The organism is Stenotrophomonas chelatiphaga, from assembly GCF_001431535.1.
Classification (GTDB): Bacteria; Pseudomonadota; Gammaproteobacteria; order Xanthomonadales; family Xanthomonadaceae; genus Stenotrophomonas; species Stenotrophomonas chelatiphaga.
On record NZ_LDJK01000021.1, the window covers coordinates 16,764 to 38,672 of the forward strand.

The following is a 21,909-nucleotide window of genomic DNA, read 5'->3' on the forward strand; positions in this document are numbered from 1 at the left end:
TGCAGCGCGGAGACAGGGCGATGCGCACCACGCAAGCGCGCGGTGGCCGTCGCCGATGCCCACCGCATCGCAACCTGGTGCTTCCGGGCCGGTCTCCGGGCTTGCCGTCGGTGGGGGATCCACCGGGCGGACGCCTTCCCATGCCCGGGGGCACAGTGGCGTGAGGTCCGCTTGTGACGTGCTTACCGTTGCGGGGGCAGCGCCGGAGTGGCATCACGCGGATGCGTCACCGGCTTCCCGTTTCAACCTGCCAGCCAGCGCCGCAGGTCACCTTGAAGTGCGCGCAGTCTAAGCCATCGCGTGCGGCGCTGCAGGCCGCGTACGCCGGTGCACTAGAATGGCGCCTGTTTCGTTCCAGATCTGCCCATGACGTCCATGCCGTACTGCGTTGCCCCCTTGCGCCAAGGCCCCAGTGCCTGCCTGCCGATGCAGGACCGCTGCCGCGGGGGCTGGCGATGATCCTGGACCTGGTCCGCCACGCCAGCACCGGCCGTGACACCCACCTGGACGGTCGCACCGATCCGCCGCTGCTGGCCGGTGCGCACGATGCGCTGTGCGTGGCCTACGAAGGCCATGAATGGGAGCGGGTGATCAGTTCGCCCCGCCTGCGCGCGCTGCATACCGCGGTCGCGCTGGCGGTGCCACGCGGGTTGGACGTGCAGCCTGATCCCGAGTGGGAAGAACTCGATTTCGGCGATTGGGACGGGCTGGCGATCGAAGCGCTGCCGGAACAGCAACTGCTGGGTTTCCATCGCGATCCGCATGCGTTCGCGCCGCCGAATGGCGAAAGCTGGGGTCACTTCGAACGCCGCATCGCGCGCGCGCTGGACCGGCTGTTCGATGAGGAAGAAGCGCAGGATGCAGCACCGACGCTGATCGTCAGCCATGGGGGACCGCTGCGGATGGTGCTGTCGCAGGTGTGTGGCCTGCCGGTGGCGCTGTGCTGGGCGCTGCGCATCGACCATGGCACGCGGCTGCGGCTGCGGGTGGAGCGCGGGGATGCCGGGCTGTGGGGAGAACTGCTGGAGCTGCAGCAGCCCTGATGATGGGTTGGAATCCGTTGCGCCGAGCCATGCTCGGCGGGGGAGGGAGCGTGACGACCAACGGTCGTCACCCACCAGAGGCATCGGTCGTTACGCAGCAGGACCATTGGTTGCCTGAAACCGGCCGCGCTTCGCGCTCGCCGAGCACGGCTCGGCGCTACCGTCAGTCGTCGCGGTCGTCGAATCGCTGTTCGCGTACCGGGCCGGAGGCCGGGCCCGGCGCCTTCAGCGGCTGCAGCGCGATGCGCGCTTCGTAATCCTGCACCAGCGCGCTGCGCTGGGCTTCGGTCAGGTCCTGCCAGTGGCAGTCCAGCAAGGCGCCTTCCAGCGAATACAGCAGGTTGAGGCTGGGCTTGAAGCCGGCCCGCCGTACCTTGACGAAGGCTCCCACCGATCCGATGGCGAGCAGTTCCTCGCGGCTGCGCAGGCCGACCTGGCGCAGCCATGCCGCGCTCTTCGGACCGATGTTGCGCAGCTGCAGGGTGCTCATCGCAGTGCGTCGACGAACACGGCGGCGATGGCTTCCAGGCCGGCCTGGTCATCGGCATCGAAGCGCGCCAGCAACGGGCTGTCCAGGTCGAGCACGCCGATCAGCGCGCCGTCCTTCACCAGCGGCACCACCAGTTCCGAACGCGAGGCCGAATCGCAGGCGATGTGGCCCGGGAACGCGTCCACGTCGTCGATGCGCTGGGTCACGCGTTCGGTCGCGGCCGCACCGCACACACCCTTGTGCAGGGGGATGCGCACACAGGCGGGCAGGCCCTGGAAGGGTCCGACCACCAGTTCAGTGCCGTCGAACAGGTAGAAACCGGCCCAGTTGAGGTGGGGCACGGCATGGTAGATCAGCGCCGAGAGGTTGGCCGCGTTGGCGATGCGGTCGCTCTCGCCATGCACCAGGCCACGGGCCTGGTCCAGCAGCTGGGCGTATTGTTCCGGCTTGCTGCCGGTCAGCGAAGAAGTGGCGAACATGCCGCCAGTCTAGCAAGGCACGGCGGTGCTGGCGGCCAGTGCCGTGGCCAGCGCCCCGATCCGCGCGATGCCCGCCGTGTAACGCGCATCCAGCTCCTGGCAGCAGGACAGGCGCAGGCAATGCCGGTAGCGTGCGCCGCGCGAGTACACCTGCCCGGGCATGAACACGATGTCCTCGGCCAGCGCCTGTTCGAACAGCGCGCTGGTGTCCACGCCGGGGATCTCGACCCACAGCAGGAAGCCACCGGTGGGCTCGGTGGCGCGCGTGCCGGGCGGGAAATGCTGGGACACCAGTTGCCGCACCTTGCTGGTCTGTTCGCGGTACAGCCGGCGCACGCGACGCAGGTGGTGTTCGTAGTTGCCGGCTTCCAGGAAGGCTGCGACGGCATCGCCCAGCAGCCGCGACTCGGCGCCGCTGGAATGGAATTTGAGCAGGGCGATGCGGTCGATGAAGCGCCCGCCTTCCAGCCAGCCGATGCGGTAATCCGGCGCCAGCGTCTTGGAGAAGCCCGCGCACACCATCACCCAGCCGTCGCGGTCGAAGGCCTTCAGCAGGGGCTGCAGCGGTTCACTGTGCTGCAGTTCGGCGTACACGATGTCTTCGATGATCGGCAGTCGGCGTGCCTGCGCCATCTCGGCCAGGCGTTGCTTGGCCGCCACCGGCATGGTGCAACCCAAGGGGTTGTGCACCGTCGGCATGACCACCAGCGCGGCCAGCGCGGTGGTGTCCAGCAGGGCATCGAGTGCCTCCACGTCCAGCCCATGCTGGGGGTGGGTCGGCAGTTCGATGGCCTGCAGGCCGAGGCTGGCGAGCAGCGGATAGAGGTTGAAGTAGGACGGCGCTTCGAGCCCGACGGCATCGCCGGGTTCGGTTACCGCACGCAGGGCCAGTTGCAGCGCCTCCATCGCACCGTGGGTCAGCACGATCCGTTCGGGCGCGGTATGCAGGCCCATCCGCGGTCCACGCCGTACGATCTGCCGGATCAGCGCCTGTGAGCCGTCCGGGCGCGCGTACGTCTCCACCGTGGCCAGGCTGCGGCGCAGCACCTGTGCGGTGGCGCGCTGCAACTGCACGCCGGGGTAGAAGGCCCGGCCGCGTGGACCGGCGAAGGCCAGGTCGAGCACCCGCGGTCGCTGCTGGGCGGCCAGTACCCTGGCCATCAACACCTGCTGGCCGGCTGCAGTGGGGGCCGATGGCGCGTCGCGCAGCGAGCGCCGGGGGACCTGCAGGCGGGCAGCGACCCGGAATCCGGAGCGCGGCAGCGGTATCACCAGCCCGGCATCCTCCAGTTGCCGGTAGGCCCCGATCACCGTGTTCAAGCTGACCTTGCGCTGCTGTGCCATCTGCCGCAGCGAGGGCAGGCGCGCACCGCTGGGCAGGCGGCCGGCGTGGATTGCCGTAGACAGCTCATCGGCCAGTTGCTGGTAACGGGGCAGGGTGGGTGGGGCGTCCATCTGTATCCAACCAGGAAGAGGGCGTCTGCCACTGTACCCCTGTTCCTGCCCGCACTACGATGGCTGCCGCTGGCATCAGCTCCGGCATTTCCCCCACGCACGTCCGCCATGGACGTGCGTCTTTTTGCCTGCTTACTTCATCGGCACCAGTACCGCCTCGCGGCGGTACAACTGCGGGAACCGCTGCTGCAGGGCCACCAGCTTGGGTGCGTCGTAGTAGCGGATGTAGGCGGCCTGCGGATTCCGCTCCAGGTAATTCTGGTGATAGGCCTCGGCCGGATAGAAGCGCTTGCCGGTGCCCAGCTCGGTCACCACCGGGGAATCGAACGAGGCGCCGATCTGGCCGACATACGCGCGGTTGGCTGCCTGCTGGCGGGCGTCGTCGCTGAAGATGGCCGATCGGTACTGAGTGCCGTGGTCCGGTCCCTGACGGTTGAGCTGGGTCGGATCGTGGGCGACCGAGAAGAACACCTGCAGCAGTTGGCCATAGCTGACCTGGCGCGGATCGTAGTCCACCCGTACCGCTTCAGCGTGACCGGTACGGCCGCTGCTGATGGTTTCGTAGCGCGCGGTGGAGGCGTCGCCGCCGATGTAGCCGGAGACGGCGTTACCCACGCCCTTGACGTGCTGGAACACACCCTGCACGCCCCAGAAACAGCCGCCGGCGAACACCACGCTGGCCTGCGTGCGCTCGTCCTTGAACGCCGCCACGCCGGTAGGGGCAGGCAGGGCGCGGCTCTCTTCGGAGGCGCGTGCAGGCGCCATGCCCGCGCCGATGGCCGGGCCCGCATCGACCGCGAACACCACCAGCGCCCCCACCACCACGGCCGCGACGGCTGCGGCGATGCCTTGTTCCAGTGAGAATTTCATGGGACCTCCTCAGCCAAACGTGAATGCGTAGGCCTGGACACCGGGGTCCAGGAATTCGATCTCGAACAGGTGCTCGCCGATGTCGGCACGCTGGCGCACCAGCTGGTACAGGCGGTGCTCATCGACCACGCCGCTGCCATCGGGGCGCACGTCACCGCCCGCATCGGCGGCCTGCAGCGGCTTGCCATCCAACAGCACGCGGAAGCGGACCGGCGTGCCCTCTGTCGCAGGTGCCAACACCAGATGCAGGTCGCGGGCGTGGAAGCGGAAGGCGATGCGTCCGCCTGCCGCCGCCAGCGTGGCCGACTCCTGGTCGACCGACCACGGACCCTGCAGCGCCCACTGGTTCAACGCCCATTGCGCAGGCAGGGCGTATGCGGACTGCTGGTCGCGGACAATGCCACCGGGGGAGGCGAAGTTTTCCGCACGCCCATGCCCCAGGTAGGTTTCCGGCGAGCGCAGGTTTCCCATGTCGGCCTGTTCGGCAACGCCCTGCAGGGTCGCGGCGCTGGGATCGGCCGGCGGTGGCAGGTTGGTCTGGCCCGCTTCCTGCAACAGCCGGCGGATCACCTGTTCGGAGTGCGCATAGTTGCCTTCACCGAACTGGTGCGCGCGGATGCGACCCTGCGCATCGACGAAATAGTGCGCCGGCCAGTAGCGGTTCTGGAACGCGCGCCAGATGGCGTAGTCGTTGTCCAGCGCGACCGGGTAGGTGACCTTCAACTGGTCGACCGCGCGCATCACGTTGCGCGGATTGCGCTCGAAGGCGAACTCCGGGGTGTGCACGCCGATCACCACCAGGCCGTGGTCACGATAGCGTTCGGCCCATTCGTGCACGTAAGGCATCGCGCGCAGACAGTTGATGCAGGAGTACGTCCAGAAATCGACCAGTACGACCTTGCCGCGCAGCTGTTCGCGGGTCAGCGGCGGGCTGTTGAGCCAGCCGGTGGTGCCGTCCAGTGCAGGCAGTTCGCCTTCCACCGGCAGCGGAACATCGGCTGCCGCCGCACCGGTGCTGGTCATCGCCACAGCGGCCGGCTGCGCGCCCGGCACGGCGTCCAGCAGGCCCTGTTCCAGCCGTGCCGTGCTGACTGCGGACAACCGGGTGAGGATGCCGGTGTCCCAGCCCATCGCAATGGCCACCACCGCCAGCAGCGCGGCAACCCCGAGCACGCGCCGCAGCAGGTTGCCCAGGCCGAGGCGTGCCTTCAGCGCATTGAACACCCGGCCGCCCACCCACACCGCCAGCGCCAGCGCGGTGACTGCACCCAGGGCATAGGCGAGCAGCAGGCTGCTGGTGCTGGCACTGGCGCCGTTGAGTGCTGCGCCGGTGAGCACCAGGCCGAGGATCGGCCCGGCGCACGGGGCCCACAGCAGGCCGGTGGCGATGCCCACCAGCAGGGACGTCCAGGCACCGCCGCGTCCGGCGTCGTCGGCGGCATCGGCGCGTGCGCTGAGGCGTGCGCCGATGCGCTGGAACGGTGCCAGCAGGCGGTCGGCGAACGCCGGCCACAGCAGCGCCAGCGCGAATGCCGCCATGACCACCAGCGCGACCCAGCGGCCGATCTGGTTGGCCTGTGCCACCCAGGCACTGCCCACCGCGGCCAGGCTGGCGACCACGGTGAAGGTGATCGCCATGCCCAGCAGCAGCGGCAGGGTGCTGCGCAGGAACGAGCCGCCGGCACGCGCGAACACGAACGGCAGCACCGGCAGGATGCACGGACTGAGCAGGGTCAACACACCCCCCAGGTAAGCCAGCAGCAACAGCATCAGCGACGCTCCATCAACAAGGGAAAAGACATCAGACCGGCACCCGCCAGGCGCTGCCGGCATCGCTGGCATCGGTGCGTGCGGCAGGCTCGAAGGTCAGCGCGGCACCGTTCATGCAGTAGCGCAGCCCGGTCGGACGCGGGCCGTCGTTGAACACATGGCCCAGGTGCCCGCCACAGCGACGGCAGTGGATTTCCACGCGGACCATGCCGAACAGGGTGTCGCGCTGTTCGCCAACGGCATCGTGCAGCGGCGCCCAGAAGCTCGGCCAGCCGGTGCCGCTTTCGAACTTGGTCGAGGAGGAGAACAACGGCAGTGCGCAGCCGGCGCAGTGGAACGTACCGCGACGCTTTTCGCGGTCCAGCGGACTGCTGCCCGCGCGTTCGGTCGCTTGCTGGCGCAGCACGGCGTACTGGGCCGGGGTCAGCTGCTGCTTCCATTGTGCGTCGCTGCGCATGATCTCGAAACGACGGGCGGGGGCGGCTTCGGCGGCGGCCGGCGCGGCACGGCTGCAGGCGCCGATGCCCAGCACGCTGGCGGCAGCGGCCATGCCGCCAAGGCCAAGCAGGTGACGTCGGGACAGGGACATGGCCATCTCCAGCAGGGACGATGCGGCCATGCTGCGCCCACGCCGATCAACGAATCCTCACGGAGAGTTCAATTTTCCGTGATACATCCGGGTCGGCCTGCGCTGACAATGCCCTTACGCTTCCTGACCGCCCCTGCCTGCCTCCATGACTGACGCCCAGCGTGTCCTGATCGTCGAAGACGATGTCCATATCGCCGACCTGCTGCGCCTGCACCTGGCGGACGAGGGGTATGCGGTGGTGCATGCCGCCACCGGCGACGACGGCATGCGCCTGCTGGAACAGGATGGCCCATGGGATGCGCTGGTGCTGGATGTGATGCTGCCGGGCGTGGACGGCCTGCAGATCTGTCGACGCGCCCGGGCGATGGCGCGCTACGTGCCGATCATCATCATCAGTGCGCGCGGCAGCGAGACCCAGCGCATCGTCGGGCTGGAGCTGGGCGCCGATGACTACCTGGCAAAACCATTTTCCATGCCCGAACTGGTGGCGCGCGTGCGCGCGCTGCTGCGGCGTGCGCAGGCGATGGCGCAGAGCGCGCGACTGGAAGCCGGTGCGATCGAACTGGGCAGTCTGCGGCTGGATCCGCTGGCGCGGGTGGCGCTGCACGCGGGCAGGGAACTGGAGCTGACCCCGCGTGAGTTCGACCTGCTGCTGTTCTTCGCCCGCCACCCGGGGCAGGTGTTCGCGCGCGCGGAGTTGCTGGACCAGGTATGGGGCTATGGCCACGATGGCTACGAACACACGGTCAACACGCATATCAACCGGTTGCGCAACAAGATCGAAGCCGATCCCGCGAACCCGCGGCAGATCCTCACGGTGTGGGGCCGCGGCTACAAGCTGGTCGCCGCCGGAGGTGATGCATGAAGCTGCGCCTGTGGCAGAAGCTGGCGGCGGTGTTCGCCGCGCTGCTGGTGCTGTGCAGCCTGGCGCTGCTGGGTATGCAGATGCGGATGGCGCTGCGGCATGAACAGGAAGTGGTGCAGCGGCTGTCGCTGGGGCTGGCCGGGCATATCGCCCAGCGCAGCGAGCTGATGGACCAGGCCGGCATGCGCGAGCCGGAAGTGCGCGCGCTGTTCGGCCAGTTGATGGCGGTCAATCCCAGCGTGGAGGTGTACCTGCTGGATGACCAGGGGCGGGTGCTCGGCCATGACGCGCCGAGTGGCCACCTGCGCCGTGACCGGGTGGACGTGGCGCCGCTGCAGGCGCTGCTGGCCGGCGCGCCGCTGCCGATCCTCGGCGATGATCCGCGCAGTGCACGCGGGCGCAAGGTCTTCAGCGTGGCACCGCTGGTGGTGCAGGGTCGCGCGGCCGGTTACGTGTACGTGGTGCTGGTCGGCGAACAACGGCAGATGCTCGCCGACGACCTGGCCGCGAGCAGCCAGTGGCGGACCACGCTGTGGTCGGTGGCGCTGGTTGCCGTGCTGGGCATGTTGGCCGGGCTGGTGGCGTTCTATTGGGTGACCCGCCCGCTGCGTGAGTTGACCCGGCGCATCCAGTCGTTCGACATCGATGCCCCCACCGACCTGCCGTCGCTGCCCGCGCTGCACGATGATGAGCGCGACGAGCTGCTGATCCTGGAGCATGCGCACGCGCAGATGGCGCACCGGCTGGGCGAGCAGTGGCAGCAGCTGCGCCAGCAGGACCTGCAGCGACGCGAGATGGTGGCCAATATTTCGCATGACCTGCGCACCCCCCTGGCATCGCTGCACGGTTACTTGGAAACGCTGGCGATGAAGGAGGCGACGCTGAGCGTGGAAGAGCGCCGCCGTTATCTTTCGATCGCGCTGTCGCAGAGTGCCAAGGTCGGCGGACTGGCACGCGCGCTGTTCGAACTGGCGCGGCTGGAGCATGGGCAGGTGCAGCTGCAATGGGAAGTCTTCGCCCTGCCCGAGCTGCTGCAGGACGTGCTGCAGAAATTCGAGTTGTCCGCGCAGTCCAAGGGTCTGCTGCTGGATGCGCGGTTCCCGCAGGGACTGCCGCTGGTGCGTGCCGATGTCGGGCTGGTGGAGCGGGTGCTGACCAACCTGATCGACAACGCGCTGCGGCACACGCCGCGGGGCGGACAGGTGCAGGTGGCGTTGTCGGTCGATGCGGACAGTCTGTGGGTCACGGTCAGCGATGATGGCCCTGGTGTCGATCCGGCGTTGCGTGCCACGCTGTTCCAGGCTCCCGCGGCGCTGGGGCCACGGCGCGGCGAAAACGGTGGCCTCGGCCTGCTGATCGTGCAGCGCATCGTGCAGCTGCATGGGCGCGACATCGCCCTGCTGGAAAGCGCGCAGGGTGCCGTGTTCCGCTTCGCCTTGCCGCGCGCACGGCCCTAGGCCAAAAAAAAGGACCCGACAGAGGGAGGGATCTGTCGGGTCCTGCGACTGCACGGGGGGAGGGACCCATGCAGTGTTCTGGCGGTCTGCGGTTCCGGAATCCGGTGATTCGCGACCTGTTGCATTGCAGCATACGCCTTTCGTGCTGCATTGCAACAGGCGACGGTGGATTTTCTACCCCGAACCAAAACCCGTTCAGGATCAATCGCTTGCTCAGCGGCCGGTGGGGCCCCGATAGCGGCACCCGGAGGTGCAGGTCTCGTGCACCGTGATTTCGCTCAGTTCCGGCAGCACCGGCTTGAGCTGCTGCCAGATCCACGTGGCGAGGTTCTCGCTGGTCGGATTTTCCAGGCCCGGGATGTCATTGAGGTAGTGGTGGTCCAGGCGGTCGTAGATCGGCTGGAACGCGGCTTTGACGTCGCCGAAATCCATGATCCATCCGGTTTCCGCGCCGGGCTCGCCTTCCACCTTCAGCTCCACCCGGAACGAATGCCCGTGCAGGCGCGAGCACTTGTGGCCCGGGGGCACGTTCGGCAGCCGGTGCGCTGCCTCGATCATGAAGACTTTGAAGATTTCCATGGGGGGATTGTAGCGGCCCGGCGCTGGCAAAGCCGTTGCAGGGGCAACAACTTCCTTTTCATCGCGATGAAGAGATGGTAGCTTCTCTTATATCCGTATGAAGAGATGTTATTGGTCGCAGCGCGGCCATTCATGTGCTACTGCGGAACTGTTACCACCACCCACCCCACGATTTCGACATGCCCCAGCACACCCTGCTCGTGGCGGCCCTTGCCGCCGCCCTGGCCGCGCCTTTGCCTGCCGCCGCCGAAACCTCCGCCGAAACCACTGCCAGTGGCGATGCCAGCACCCTGGCCGCCGTGCGTGTCACCGGTTCCAACATCAAACGCACCGACACCGAAACCGCCAATCCGGTGCAGGTGATCGGTCGCGAACAGCTTGAAGCGACCGGCAAGGCCTCGGTGGCCGACGTGCTGCGTTCGATCTCCGCCAACACCGGCAACGCCGCCAATGAAACATCCAACAGCGGCTGGGCGTCCGGATCAGCCGGCATCGGCCTGCGCGGCCTGTCGCAGAAGAACACGCTGGTGCTGCTCAACGGCCGTCGCCTCGCCAACTACGGCTTCCCGGCCAACGGCCTGTCGGACACCTTCGTCAACCTCAACGCGCTGCCGCTGGTCGCGGTGGAGCGCATCGAAGTGCTGAAGGACGGTGCGTCGGCGGTCTACGGTTCCGATGCGGTGGCCGGCGTGGTCAACATCATCACCCGACAGAACTACCAGGGCGCGGAGGTTGGCGGCAGCGTCGGCACCGCCGACCAGGGCGGGCTGGACGAGACCAAGCTGAAGTTCGTCGGTGGCCTGGGCGACCTGGAGACCGATGGTTACAACATCCTTTTCAGCCTGGAAGCCTACAACCGGGATCGCCTGGACCAGGACGAGCGTGACCTGACGAAATCGGGCATCTACAGCGACCAGCCCGGCGGCCGCTGGAACGGCTGGTCGGCCAAGGGCGCACGCTACCTGGTCAACGGCGTGTCGGTGCCGATGCTCGATGCCAACGGCCAGTGCCCGGACGGCACCACCCGCGTGGCCAGCGCGCCGATCGACGGACTCGCCGGCGACACCTGCGGTTTCAACCAGGCGCCGTTCACCACGCTGATTCCCTCCACCAAGCGCTGGCAGGCCTACGCCAACGGTACCTTCCGCCTCAGCGACACCGTCGAAGCATTCGGCGAAGTGCTGTACAGCGAGGTCAAGGGCGTGTCCTGGTTCGGCAGCAGCCCGTTCTTCACCCTGGAAAGCGGCCGCTTCGCGCTGAACGCCGATACCGGGTTGGCCGAGCCGGTGTCGTCCAACCTGCCAGCGGGCAATCCGTACAACCCGTACGGCCGCGCGATCCCGATCGAATACACGTTCTTCAACCTTGGCGGCACGATCAAGACCAACCGCTCGCAGTCCTACCGTGGCCTGGTCGGCCTGCGTGGCAGCAGCGAGCGCTGGGACTGGGAAGTGGGTGCATTCGGCGCACGCAGCAGCGAGCGCGAAACGGTGTCCGGTGGCTTCGCCAACCGCTGGACCCTGGCCGATGCGCTGGCCACCGGCAGCTACAACCTGCTGGATCCTTCGGCGACGCCGCAGTCGGTGCTGGATGGCATCAACATCGCCACCCTGCGCCCGGCCGAGTCGAAGCTGCAGGGCATCGATGCGAAGATTTCCGGCACGCTCGGCCACACCTGGGCCGGTGACATCGGCTTCGCCTCCGGCGTGGAATGGCGCCGCGAGAAGCTCGATTCCAACAACCCGTGGCAGATCGATGCCGGCCTGCAGGTGCGCCCGGCGATCGCCGAAGTGCACGGCGAGCGCACGGTCAGCGCCGCCTACGCCGAAGCCATCGTACCGCTGGCCTCGAAGCTGGAGCTGTCGGTGGCCGCGCGTGCCGATCATTACGATGACTTCGGTGATGCGTTCTCGCCCAAGCTGGGGCTGCGCTGGCAGCCGCTGGACTTCCTGCTGGTGCGTGCCGCTGCGTCGAAGGGCTTCCGCGCGCCGTCACTTTCCGAGAATTCGGACAGCACCAGCATTTCCTACGGCAGCGTGGTCGACCCGCGTGATCCGGACCTGCCCGGTTCGCGGCAGAACCCGACCTTCTTCACCGTCGGCAACACCGAACTGAAGCCGGAGCGCACGCGCAGTTACAACTTCGGCGTGGTGCTGTCGCCGTGGGCGAACACCAACCTGAGCGTGGACTACTACAAGATCGAACTGGAGAACCTGGTCGGCACCAACAACACGCAGACGCTGGTGACCAATGACGTGCCCGGTGCCGTGCAGCGCGATGAGCGCGGCAAGATCCAGGCCGTCTACAACCGCTACCAGAACCTGAGCGACCTGAAGACCTCCGGCATCGACGTGGAGCTGCGCCAGCGCATCCCCACCGAGCGGCTGGGCACCTTCAACCTGAGTTCGGCCTACACCCACGTGCGCGACTACCGCCGCCCGACCGTGATCGGCGGACCGCTGGTCAACTACGCCGGCAGCAACCTCGGCGCCACGCTGCCGAAGGACAAGGCCACCACCACGCTGGACTGGAGCTACGGCGACGTGCGCACCGCGCTGACCTGGTACTACACCAGTGGCTATGACCAGAAGGCCAGCGCCACCGCGCAGGCGGTGCAGGACCGCGTGGATTCCTACAGCCAGTTCGATCTGTACGTGGGTTACACCGGCTTCGAGCAGCTGACCCTGTACGCGAAGATCCAGAATCTGGGCGACGAGGATCCGCCGTACGACGCCTCGTTCCCGGGCATCCGCGCACCGTATGACTTCAGCCAGTACGACCTGCGCGGTCGCTACTTCACGGTGGGCTTCGACTACCGCTTCTGACCCGCCGCGTGCGTGTCATCGGTCATGCCGGCCGGCCACCGCACGGGGCCGGCCGGGCTGTACGGGCGCTGCAGCGCCATCATCCTTGGGGAATCGTCGTGTCCTTCCATCGCAGTGTGTTGTTGTCCCTGTTCGTTGCCGCCTCGGTGGCCGTCGTTCCCGCCGCGCCGGTGCAGGCGCAGAGCGCCTACTTCTTCCCGCAGGCCACGCAGGCGGCGGATTTCGATCCGGCCATTCCCACCCCGCAGCAGTACCTCGGCTACGAGGTCGGCAGCCGCTATACCCGCCACGACCAGCTGGTCGGCTACTTCAAGGAACTGGCCCGGCTGTCGGACAAGATCAAGGTGCAGGAGATCGGGCGCAGCTACGAAGGCCGTCCGCTGCTGATCGCCACGCTGACCGGCGCGCAGAACCACGCGCGGCTGGAATCGATCCGTCAGCAGCACGCCACGCTGGTGGATCCGGCGCAGCCGCGCAGCGCCGCCGGTGACAGCCCGGTGGTGGTGTGGCTGGGGTACAGCGTGCACGGCAACGAGACCTCCAGCGGCGAGGCGGCGATGCTCACCGCGTACTACCTGGTGGCCAACCGCAGCGCCGAAACCCAGCAATGGCTGCAGGACGCGGTGGTGCTGTTCGACCCGGCGCAGAATCCCGACGGCCGCGACCGCGCCGCCAACTGGCACAACGCGTACGCGTCCAGCCCCGCCTCGCCTGATCCGGCCGACAAGGAGCACGTGGAGCCGTTCCCGCAGGGGCGCACCAACCACTATTTCACCGATCTCAACCGCGACTGGCTGGCACTGACCCAGCAGGACAGCCGGCCGAAGATCGAGGTGTTCCACCAGTGGTATCCGAACGTCCAGATCGATTTCCACGAGATGGGCAAGGACAGTACGTACTACTTCGAGCCGTCGCCGAAGAGCATGCACAGCCCGCTGCTGCCGGCGTCGTCGTACGAGTTCAACAAGACCCTCGCCAAGTACCACGCAGCGTCGCTGGACGCGCTGGGTTCGCTGTACTACACCGGTGAAAACTACGACAACTTCTCCCCGGTGTATGGCTCCACCTACCCGGACTTCCATGGTGCGGTCGGGGTGACCGTCGAACAGGCGAGCTCGCGCGGACGGGTGCAGGAGTCGGTCAACGGTCCATTGACGTTCCCGTTCACCATCCGCAACCAGGTGGCCACCGGGCTGGGCACGGTGCGCGGCGCGGTGGCCGAGCGCGAAGGCCTGCTGTCGCTGCAGAAATCCTTCTTCCAGTCGGCGCTGAAGCAGGCCGGCCAGCAGCCGTTGAAGAGCTTCGTGTTCGGCGATGCGCATGATCCTGCGCTGACCCGCAAGCTGCTGGAACTGCTGCTGCTGCATCGGATCGAGGTGCATGCGCTGGCATCGGCGGTCACCGTGGAGGGACGCCGTTTCGAACCCGGCAGCGCCTATGTGGTGCCGGCGGCGCAGCCGCAGTTCCGGCTGGTGCATTCGATCTTCGCCGACACTCCGCAGATCAAGGGAGATGTGTTCTACGGCAGTACCTCGTATGCGATCGCACCGGCGTATGGCGTGGCTTTCGCGGCCAGCAAGAGCCGGATCGGCGAGGGCGCGCGGGTAACTGCGGTGGCCGACGCCCAGGGGGGCGTGCAGGGCGGACAGGCCGGCTATGCGTACGTGATCGACTGGCGTGACTACAACGCTGGCCGCGCGCTGTATGCGTTGCAGGCCAAGGGGCTGTCCACGCGGGCCGCGTTCCAGGCGTTCACCGCCGGCACGTCGGCCGGCGAGGTGGCCTTCGCCCCGGGCAGCATCGTGGTGCCGATCGCCGGCCAGCCGCTGCAGGGCGCTGCGCTGCTGGAGGCGGTGCAGGCCGCGGCCGGGGACAGTGGCGTGCAGGCGTACGCGCTGGCCAGCGGCCAGAGCCGCGGTGGCATCGACTTGGGAAGCGACAGCGTCAAGGCGCTGCGCAAGCCGGCCGTGGCGCTGGTGATGGGCGAGGGCGTCAACGCGACCGAGATCGGCTCGGCATGGTTCCTGCTGGACCAGCAGTTGCAGCTGCCGGCGAGCAAGATCGACCCGTCGCAACTGGGCAAGGTCGCGCTGGACCGCTATACCTCGATCGTGTTGTCCGGCGGCAAGTACGAGGGCGTGGACGAAGCGGCGGTTGCCGCGTTGAAGCGCTGGATCCAGGCCGGCGGATCGCTGGTGACCTATGGCACCGCCTCGCGCTGGGCGATCGAGAAGAAGCTGGCCGATGGCGAGAAGCTGGGCACCGATGAAGACACCGCCGATGCCTCGCGCAAGGCGTTCGGTGACCAGCGCGACATCGCGGCCATCGAGCGGGTGAGTGGCAACATCCTGAGCGCGGATATCGATACCAGCCATCCGCTGGGCTTCGGCACGCCGCGCCGGCAGCTGGCGGTGAACAAGGAAAACGCGGTGGTGTTGCAGCCCAGTGCCAATCCGTTTTCCACGGTGGTGCGGGTTGACGAGCAGGTGCGCGTGAATGGCTATCTGTCCGAGCGCAATCGTGCGCGGGTGAGCGGTTCGGCGTGGTTGCTGGTGTCGCCGCAGGGCCAGGGCAACGTGGTGCTGTTTGCCGATGATCCGGCGCACCGCAAGTACTGGCACGGGACGGACCGGTTGCTGGTCAATGCGCTGTTCTTCGGCAATCTGTTGAACCCCGCCAAGCCGCGCGGGTAAGCAGTCGGGTTTGCCGGGCTTGCAGCCCGGCGGCCCGCTTTTTTCGAGCCAGCGCCACGGCAACGGCAACGTCAAGAGCTGCAGGGCCGTGGGGTAGGTGGGGCGGGGTGGCTGTGCAGGACACGCCGCAAGTACGTCCGTGTAGGCTCGCTTTTCGCATCCATGCGAAAAGACGGTCCTGCACAGCCACCCCGCCCCACCTTCGACAGGTCCATGGTGGCCATGGAAAAAGCGGTGGGAAGGAAGGGTGGGAGGAAGATGGGGTCAGAGTCCTTTCGCGCAGCGAAAGGACTCTGACCCCTGCCTTTGCTCTTTTTTTTTCTTACGCGGCGGGTGGCCACCGGAACCTGTCAGGGCGCCGGGTGGGTGGGTCATGCAGGACCGTCTGTTCGCATGGATGCGAACAGCGAGCCTCCACGGACGGATTCACGGCGTGTCCTGCATGACCCACCCACCCGGCGCCAAACCAGCAAACCCTACAGACCACCCCCCGCGAGGGGCCCCGCCGCTCGCAGCAGTAACAATCGTATTGCGAATCATTCGCAATAGGCATAGAGTGTGCGCCGCCGGACTGGGGCCGGTGCCTTCCACTCGAGATGCCGATGAAAACCTGCCTGCTGGCCGGCCTGTTGCTGGCCGCCGCCGTGATGCCTGCCCATGCGCATACGCCTTACCTGGCGCCTGCCACGTTCCAGATCCAGCCCACCAGCCTGGTGACGCTGGATGCCAGCTTTGCCGAAACCTTCTTCGTGCCTGAAGTGGTGTTCGACAACAGCACCTTCGTGGTGACCGATCCGGACGGCGTGCAGCACGCGCCGGACACCGTGCACCTGCTCAAGACCCGCGCGGTGGTGGAACAGCGCCTGCCGGGCAAGAAGGGCACCTATCGTTTCAGCACCGGCAACCGCCTGGGCGCGGTGTTCCGCACTTTCGACGTCAACGGCAAGCTTGAAAGCAGCCGCGATCCGTCCGCGCCGCTGCCGGCGGGGGCGAAGATCGTCTCGCATTACCAGAGCCTGTCGCGTTCGGAGGTGTACCTGACCGCCGGCGCGCCGACCACCGACGCGCTCGCCCCATATGGGAAGGGCCTGGAGCTGGTGCCGGTGACCCACCCGAGCGACCTGTACGTGGGCGAGCACTTCCAGTTCGAAGTGCGCTACGACGGCAAGCCGCTGCCGGCGCAGAAGGTGGAAATCAACCGCGCGCTCGGCGACGGACCGGCACAGCCGGCACCGATCGAGCTGACCACCGATGCCGCCGGCAAGGCCAGCCTGCCGCTGCAGCACGCCGGCGCCTACCTGGCGCTGATCCGCTACCGCGGCGCGGCGCCGGAAGGCGCAGCTGCACCGCAGTACGGCAACAACTACACGCTCAGCTTCCGCGTGCTGGAACCGTAAGCACCTCTTCCAAGGCCCAACCGAATGAACAAGATCGTGATCGTCATGGCCCTGCTGGCCGCGACCAGCAGCGCTGCCGCCCAGGCACCGCAGGCCGGCGCGAAGGCACCGTCCTCCGCTGCTGCGGATTTCCTCGAACAGTTCGATCCGCAGGACACCGGCGCGGTCAGCTGGGCGCAGTTCGAGGCGTTCCGACGCGCACGCTACGCCGCGACCGACCGCAACGGCGATGGCAGCGTGGACAAGCAGGAGTACATCGACGAGTACCTGCAGCGCTTCGACGAGCGCCTGGCCAAGGCCCGCGAAGGGCACCTGCGGCAGACCGATACGCGCTTCAAGGCACTGGACCGCAACAACGACGGCCGCATCAGCCGCGATGAGTTCGACGCGGCCGGTGAACGCACCTGGGCTGGCTACGAGAAGAGCCAGGAAGCGACCCGCGAGAGTGCGGCGGCGAGCAACCGTGATCCGCTGAAGATGCCGACCTCGCACACCGCCAACGGCATGCTGGAACTGTATGACCGCAACGGCGACGGGGTGGTCGACCGGGCCGAGTTCGACGCTGCGCGTGCGGCGACCTTCGCCGCCACCGACGGCAACGGGGACGGCCAGCTGGACCTCGCCGAGTACACCGCCGAGTTTGCCGGCCGCCTGGATGCGCAGCGCGCCAAGGTACGCGAGGCCGGCGGTCGTCAGGCCGGCGTTCGTTTCGGTGCGCTGGACAGCGACAAGGACGGTCAGATGACCTTCGCCGAGTACCAGGTGTCGGGCAAGCGCCTGTTCGAGCGCGCGGACACCAACGGCGACCGGATCGTCGATGCGCGCGACCCGGAACCGGTGGCAACGCCCTGATCCAACCGGGTGCCGGCACGCTGCCGGCACCCGCGCACCGCGCTCGATCGCCGCGCGCACGCAACCTCCCTTCTCACGACCTCCCAGCCCGCACCGGCGCCCCGCGCGCCGACAGCCAGGAACGGCGTACGTCCAGCCCTTTCTCCCTGCGGAGCTTTCCCGATGAACCTGTCCTTATCCCTGCTTTCGCTGGCGGTGCTCGCCAGCCTGTCCGCGATTCCCGTCGCGCATGCCGACGCACCGGCCGATGCCGGGACCCTCGACACCGTGCGCGTGGAAGCCGAGCGCGCCAGGAAGAACACGTCGCGCAACCAGAACGTCACCGTCCTCAGCGCCGCCGACCTGGATGCGGAAATGGCCAACAACATGGAGGAAGCCATCCGCTACATTCCCGGCGTCAGCGTGGTCGACATGGGCCGCTTCGGTGACAACGGCTTCAACATCCGTGGCCTGGAAAGCGATCGCGTGGCGATCACCGTGGACGGCCTGAGCCTGGGCGAATCGGTGGAGACCGCGCGTTCGTATGAGTTCTTCCGCGGTGGCCGCGGCGACGTGGACATCGACACGCTGAAGAGCCTGCAGGTGATCAAGGGCGCCGATTCCATCACTGCCGGCAGCGGGGCGCTGGGCGGCGCGGTGGTGTTCACCACCAAGGATCCGGCCGACTACCTGAAGCCGGCCGGCAACGATACGCACGTCGGCATGAAGTTCGGTTACAGCGGTTCCAACGATGAAACGATGGGGACGCTGACCTTCGCCAACCGCACCGGCATCGCGGAATCGATGCTGGTCTACACCCGCCGCGACGGCCATGAGTCGGAGAGCTGGTACGACACCACGGTGGACCGCATCGGCGTCGGCAGGCGTACACCGGACCCGGTGGACAGCACCCGCGACAACCTGCTGGGCAAGCTGGACCTGCAGCTCGACGAGCGCAACACGCTCGGCTTCATGGTCGAGCGCGGCCGCGCCCGCAATGAAGTGGACAACCTGTCGCGGGTCTATTCGCCGGGCTACCTGGAGCGCCGCGGTGACGACCGCAACGACCGTGACCGTTACGGCGTGCGCTGGCAGTACCGTGCGCAGAACGCGTTGTTCGACAGCATGGAAGCGCAGCTGGACCACCAGGTCACCGAGAGCCGTGGGCTGACCACCATCCTCGCCGGCAGTGGCTGCCCGGGCCGCACCGTGCCATGCCTGCGCAGCGAGAACCGCTCCACCGAGCAGACCCTCGACCGTGCAGCGCTGGATTTCAGCAAGGTGCTGGACAACGCCGGCACGCGCCATGACATCGTCTACGGCCTGGCCTGGCAGACCCGCGACGTCGACTTCACGGCGGTGGACACGCGCTGGACGGCGGCCGGCGACATCGCCACCGTAGACCAGGATCCGCGCCAGGTGCCGAAGACCGATGCACGCAACTGGAACCTCTACCTGCGTGACAGCGTCACCCTGATGGATGAGCGGCTGGTGCTCAGCGGCGGCGCCCGCTACGACCGCTATGACTACTCGCCGACGGTGGACGCGACCTTCGTCGATCCGACCGGCAGCGTGCGCGACCTGCAGTTCTCAGCCCCCAGCTGGCAGCTCGGTGCCGAGTTCCGCTTCCTGCCCGACCACGCCGTGTGGGCCCAGGTCGGCCGTGGTTTCCGCGCGCCGAGCGTAGCCGACCTGTACTCGCCGACCGGCAGCACCGTTGCCTTCGATGCCATCACCGGTGCCCAGGTGCAGTTCGATACGTCTTCGTCCAACCCGGAGCTGGATGCGGAAAAGAGCCTCAACGTGGAGCTGGGCTACCGCTGGAGCACCGACCGTGGCCAGCTGGGTTTCTCGCTGTTCCGCGACCGCTACAGCAACTTCATCGAGACGGTCACCACTGCCCAGGCGTATGCCAACGGCTACCGCACCACCGCGACCGCGCCGATCCAGTACAGCTACAACGCGACGATGCCGATGAACGCCGGCAAGGTCACGGTGAAGGGGGCCGAGCTGGAAGGCCGCTGGCAGTTCAGCGATGCCTGGTCTTCGCGCATTGCCGCCGCTTACAGCGAAGGCGAGAAGGCCAACGGGGACCCGCTTGAAAGCATCGTACCGGCCAGCGTGGTGGTCGGCCTGCGCTACGCGCCATCGCCGGTTTGGAACGTCACCGCCAACCTGACCCATGCGTGGGGCAAGGATGCCGACGATGCCTACACCACCCTGGCCAACGGCACGCGCGAGACGCCGGACTGGGTGGGCAAGGCCGATGGCTATACCGTGCTCGACCTGGTGGGCAGCTGGAACGTCACCGAGCAGCTGCGGGTCAGCGCGGGCGTGTACAACCTGACCGACCGTGAGTACTACCTGTGGCAGCGCGTGCGTGGCGTCTTCGAGGGCACCAACACGTTGTATGGCTACGTCAACGAGCAGGGCATCGGCCGTTACAGCGAGCCGGGCCGCAACGCACGGGTGACGGTGGCCTACAGCTTCTGACCGAGCCTGCCGGCCGCGGCGCTGCCCGGCGGGCGTAAACGAAGAAGGGACGGAGCTCGCGCTTCGTCCCTTCTGCATTGCAGGCCTGACGGCACAGACCGTCAGCTACGCATGGCGCGGATCAGACCGCGCGGCTGCTGCCCTGGCTGCGGCCGCCACCACCACGACGCTGGCCCTGGCCCTGCGCGGCACGCGCCTGGCCGGCACCACCGCCGCCTTCGCGACGACCACCGCCGGTCTTCTTCGGGCCGGCATGGGCGTGGCGCGGGGCGTCGCCGTGCGGACGACGTGCATGTGAGGTCTTGCGCACGCCACGGTCACCCATATCGCTGTCGGCCTTGCCCGGGGCGCTGTTGCCCCAGCGGATCGGCACCTGCAGCTCGAAGCCCGGCACGTCGCGGATGTCCATGTCGCGGCCCAGCAGGCGCACGATCTGGCGCAGCAGCTTCACTTCATCCTGGGCAACCAGCGAGATCGCTTCGCCGGTGGCACCGTTGCGACCGGTACGGCCGATGCGGTGCACGTAGTCTTCGGCCACCATCGGCAGGTCGAAGTTGATCACCTTCGGCAGCTCGTTGATGTCGATGCCGCGCGCGGCGATGTCGGTGGCCACCAGCACGGTCACGCGGCCGGCCTTGAAGTCGGCCAGTGCGCGCAGGCGCTGGCCCTGGCTCTTGTTGCCGTGGATCGCGGCGGTCTTGATGCCGGACTTGTCCAGGAACGCGGCCAGCTTGTCGCTGCCGTGCTTGGTGCGGGCGAAGACCAGGGTCTGCTCGCGGCTGTCCTGGGCGAGCAGGTGCAGCAGCAGGTCGCGCTTGCGACCGCCGTCGACCGGGTGCACGCGGTGGGTGATCAGCTCGGCGACGGTGTTCTTCGGCGTGACCTGGATCTGTTCCGGGTTGCGCATGAACTCCAGCGCCAGCTGCTTGATGCTCTCTTCGAAGGTCGCCGAGAACAGCAGGGTCTGGCGGTTCTGCTTGGGCAGCTTGGCCAGGATGCGCTTGATCGACGGCAGGAAGCCCATGTCGAGCATGCGATCGGCTTCGTCCAGCACCAGCACTTCAATGCCGGACAGGTCGATGCTGCGACGCTCGATATGGTCGATCAGGCGGCCCGGGCAGGCCACCAGCAGGTCCACGCCACGGCGCAGGATGTCCAGCTGGTTGCCCATGCCGACGCCGCCGTAGATGCAGGCGCTCGGGATGCGCAGGTACTTGCTGTAGCCGCGCAGGCTGTCGTGCACCTGGGTGGCCAGTTCGCGGGTCGGGGTCAGGATCAGGGCGCGCGGCTTGCGCGGGCCGCCGCTGGACACTTCCTGCGAATTGGTGGCCAGGTGCTGCAGCAGCGGCAGGCCGAAGGCTGCGGTCTTGCCGGTGCCGGTCTGTGCGCCGGCCAGCAGGTCACGGCCGGCCAGGGCGAGCGGGATGGCCTGCTCCTGGATGGCGGTCGGGGTTTCATAGCCCTGCTCGGAAAGCGCACGCAGCAGGAAGGGCGCAAGGCCCAGGGATTCAAAAGACATTCGAGAAAGCTCCAAAAACAGAGAACGCCTGGCCGAATGGCCAAGCGGGGGCAGATCGATGAGATCGGCTGACTCGGAGCGTTCCCGTGAACCGCGCTGCGAGAAATTGGGTGCAGCCGGCGCGGAGAGCGCAGGCTGGAATGCGTGACGAACGGCGCCGGAGTGGGGGCGGGCGAGGGGTCGGGTGACCTGGCTCGCCGGCGGTCCCGGAGGGAAACGGACGGCCGCTGCAGACCGGCGAAGTCTAACCGAAGAATGAGATCCGGCGCAAAGGTGCGTGTTCAGGTTGGCTGGGTCTAGAAGCCGCATCCGGGCGCGCGCCGGGCGGGGAGGCGGTGCGGGGGACGGCAAAGGCCGCATCCTGCGGGCCTCGTTTCGCGCCATCCATGGCGCTCAACGCCCCCGCACCGCCTCCCCGCCCGGCCCTCTGACAGGTTCCTGGTGTCCGCCGGGTGGGCAGCGCCGACGACTACGGTAGGAGCCGCTGCGAACCCTCCCCGCCCGGGCTTCTGACAGGTCCCGTGTGCCCTTCGCGCGTGCGACGGCTGCATCAA

The 21,909-nt window shown here is 67.7% G+C and carries 16 protein-coding genes and 1 riboswitch; of the genes, 8 read left to right on the forward strand and 8 right to left on the reverse strand.

The window, feature by feature from the left end:
• Positions 1-69: 69 nt before the first annotated feature.
• A riboswitch (cobalamin riboswitch) is annotated at positions 70-290 on the reverse strand.
• 165 nt (positions 291-455) lie between these two features.
• Positions 456-1,043: a histidine phosphatase family protein gene (locus ABB28_RS06740; protein WP_057507908.1), complete on the forward strand. Its 588-nt coding sequence runs from the start codon at positions 456-458 to the stop codon at positions 1,041-1,043.
• A 163-nt stretch (positions 1,044-1,206) separates the two neighbouring features.
• Here the strand turns inward: ABB28_RS06740 and ABB28_RS06745 are convergent, their stop codons facing one another.
• The 6 genes from ABB28_RS06745 to msrB all read right to left on the reverse strand — a co-directional run bounded on the left by ABB28_RS06745 (position 1,207) and on the right by msrB (position 6,696).
• Positions 1,207-1,533, reverse strand: coding sequence for a TfoX/Sxy family protein (locus ABB28_RS06745; protein WP_057507909.1), 327 nt, complete (start codon positions 1,531-1,533; stop codon positions 1,207-1,209).
• Entirely contained in the window at positions 1,530-2,012 is a 483-nt protein-coding gene (locus ABB28_RS06750) for a GAF domain-containing protein (RefSeq protein WP_057507910.1), read from the reverse strand. The genes ABB28_RS06745 and ABB28_RS06750 overlap by 4 nt, the downstream gene beginning before the upstream one ends.
• Positions 2,013-2,021: 9 nt before the next feature.
• Entirely contained in the window at positions 2,022-3,467 is a 1,446-nt protein-coding gene (locus tag ABB28_RS06755; protein WP_057507911.1) for an aminotransferase-like domain-containing protein, read from the reverse strand.
• A gap of 132 nt (positions 3,468-3,599) precedes the next feature.
• On the reverse strand, positions 3,600-4,337 hold the full coding sequence (gene msrA, locus ABB28_RS06760) for a peptide-methionine (S)-S-oxide reductase MsrA (RefSeq protein ID WP_057507912.1): 738 nt from the start codon (positions 4,335-4,337) through the stop codon (positions 3,600-3,602).
• Between the two features lie 9 nt (positions 4,338-4,346).
• Entirely contained in the window at positions 4,347-6,110 is a 1,764-nt protein-coding gene (locus ABB28_RS06765) for a cytochrome c biogenesis protein DipZ (RefSeq protein WP_057507921.1), read from the reverse strand.
• Positions 6,111-6,138: 28 nt separating this feature from the next.
• Positions 6,139-6,696, reverse strand: coding sequence for a peptide-methionine (R)-S-oxide reductase MsrB (gene msrB, locus ABB28_RS06770; RefSeq protein ID WP_057507922.1), 558 nt, complete (start codon positions 6,694-6,696; stop codon positions 6,139-6,141).
• Positions 6,697-6,841: 145 nt separating this feature from the next.
• On the opposite strand from msrB, the gene ABB28_RS06775 reads away from it, so the two are divergent.
• Together ABB28_RS06775 and ABB28_RS06780 are read left to right on the forward strand one after the other, a co-directional pair.
• Positions 6,842-7,561: a response regulator transcription factor gene (locus tag ABB28_RS06775; protein WP_057507913.1), complete on the forward strand. Its 720-nt coding sequence runs from the start codon at positions 6,842-6,844 to the stop codon at positions 7,559-7,561.
• Positions 7,558-9,018, forward strand: a complete 1,461-nt coding sequence (locus ABB28_RS06780) for a sensor histidine kinase (protein ID WP_057507914.1) — start codon at positions 7,558-7,560, stop codon at positions 9,016-9,018. The genes ABB28_RS06775 and ABB28_RS06780 overlap by 4 nt, the downstream gene beginning before the upstream one ends.
• Positions 9,019-9,231: 213 nt before the next feature.
• Here the strand turns inward: ABB28_RS06780 and queD are convergent, their stop codons facing one another.
• Positions 9,232-9,597: a 6-carboxytetrahydropterin synthase QueD gene (queD, locus tag ABB28_RS06785; RefSeq protein WP_057507915.1), complete on the reverse strand. Its 366-nt coding sequence runs from the start codon at positions 9,595-9,597 to the stop codon at positions 9,232-9,234.
• A 179-nt stretch (positions 9,598-9,776) separates the two neighbouring features.
• On the opposite strand from queD, the gene ABB28_RS06790 reads away from it, so the two are divergent.
• The 5 genes from ABB28_RS06790 to ABB28_RS06810 all read left to right on the forward strand — a co-directional run bounded on the left by ABB28_RS06790 (position 9,777) and on the right by ABB28_RS06810 (position 19,836).
• Positions 9,777-12,422 (forward strand): TonB-dependent receptor, encoded by a 2,646-nt coding sequence (locus tag ABB28_RS06790; RefSeq protein ID WP_057507916.1) that lies wholly within the window; start codon positions 9,777-9,779, stop codon positions 12,420-12,422.
• Positions 12,423-12,520: 98 nt separating this feature from the next.
• Positions 12,521-15,115, forward strand: coding sequence for a M14 family zinc carboxypeptidase (locus ABB28_RS06795; RefSeq protein WP_057507917.1), 2,595 nt, complete (start codon positions 12,521-12,523; stop codon positions 15,113-15,115).
• A 602-nt stretch (positions 15,116-15,717) separates the two neighbouring features.
• Positions 15,718-16,512 (forward strand): DUF4198 domain-containing protein, encoded by a 795-nt coding sequence (locus ABB28_RS06800; RefSeq protein WP_057507923.1) that lies wholly within the window; start codon positions 15,718-15,720, stop codon positions 16,510-16,512.
• Between the two features lie 24 nt (positions 16,513-16,536).
• A complete protein-coding gene (locus tag ABB28_RS06805; protein WP_057507918.1) occupies positions 16,537-17,364 on the forward strand; it encodes an EF-hand domain-containing protein in 828 nt (275 codons plus the stop codon).
• A gap of 162 nt (positions 17,365-17,526) precedes the next feature.
• A complete protein-coding gene (locus ABB28_RS06810; RefSeq protein WP_057507919.1) occupies positions 17,527-19,836 on the forward strand; it encodes a TonB-dependent hemoglobin/transferrin/lactoferrin family receptor in 2,310 nt (769 codons plus the stop codon).
• A gap of 121 nt (positions 19,837-19,957) precedes the next feature.
• Here the strand turns inward: ABB28_RS06810 and ABB28_RS06815 are convergent, their stop codons facing one another.
• Positions 19,958-21,355 (reverse strand): DEAD/DEAH box helicase, encoded by a 1,398-nt coding sequence (locus ABB28_RS06815; protein ID WP_057507920.1) that lies wholly within the window; start codon positions 21,353-21,355, stop codon positions 19,958-19,960.
• Positions 21,356-21,909 lie beyond the last annotated feature (554 nt).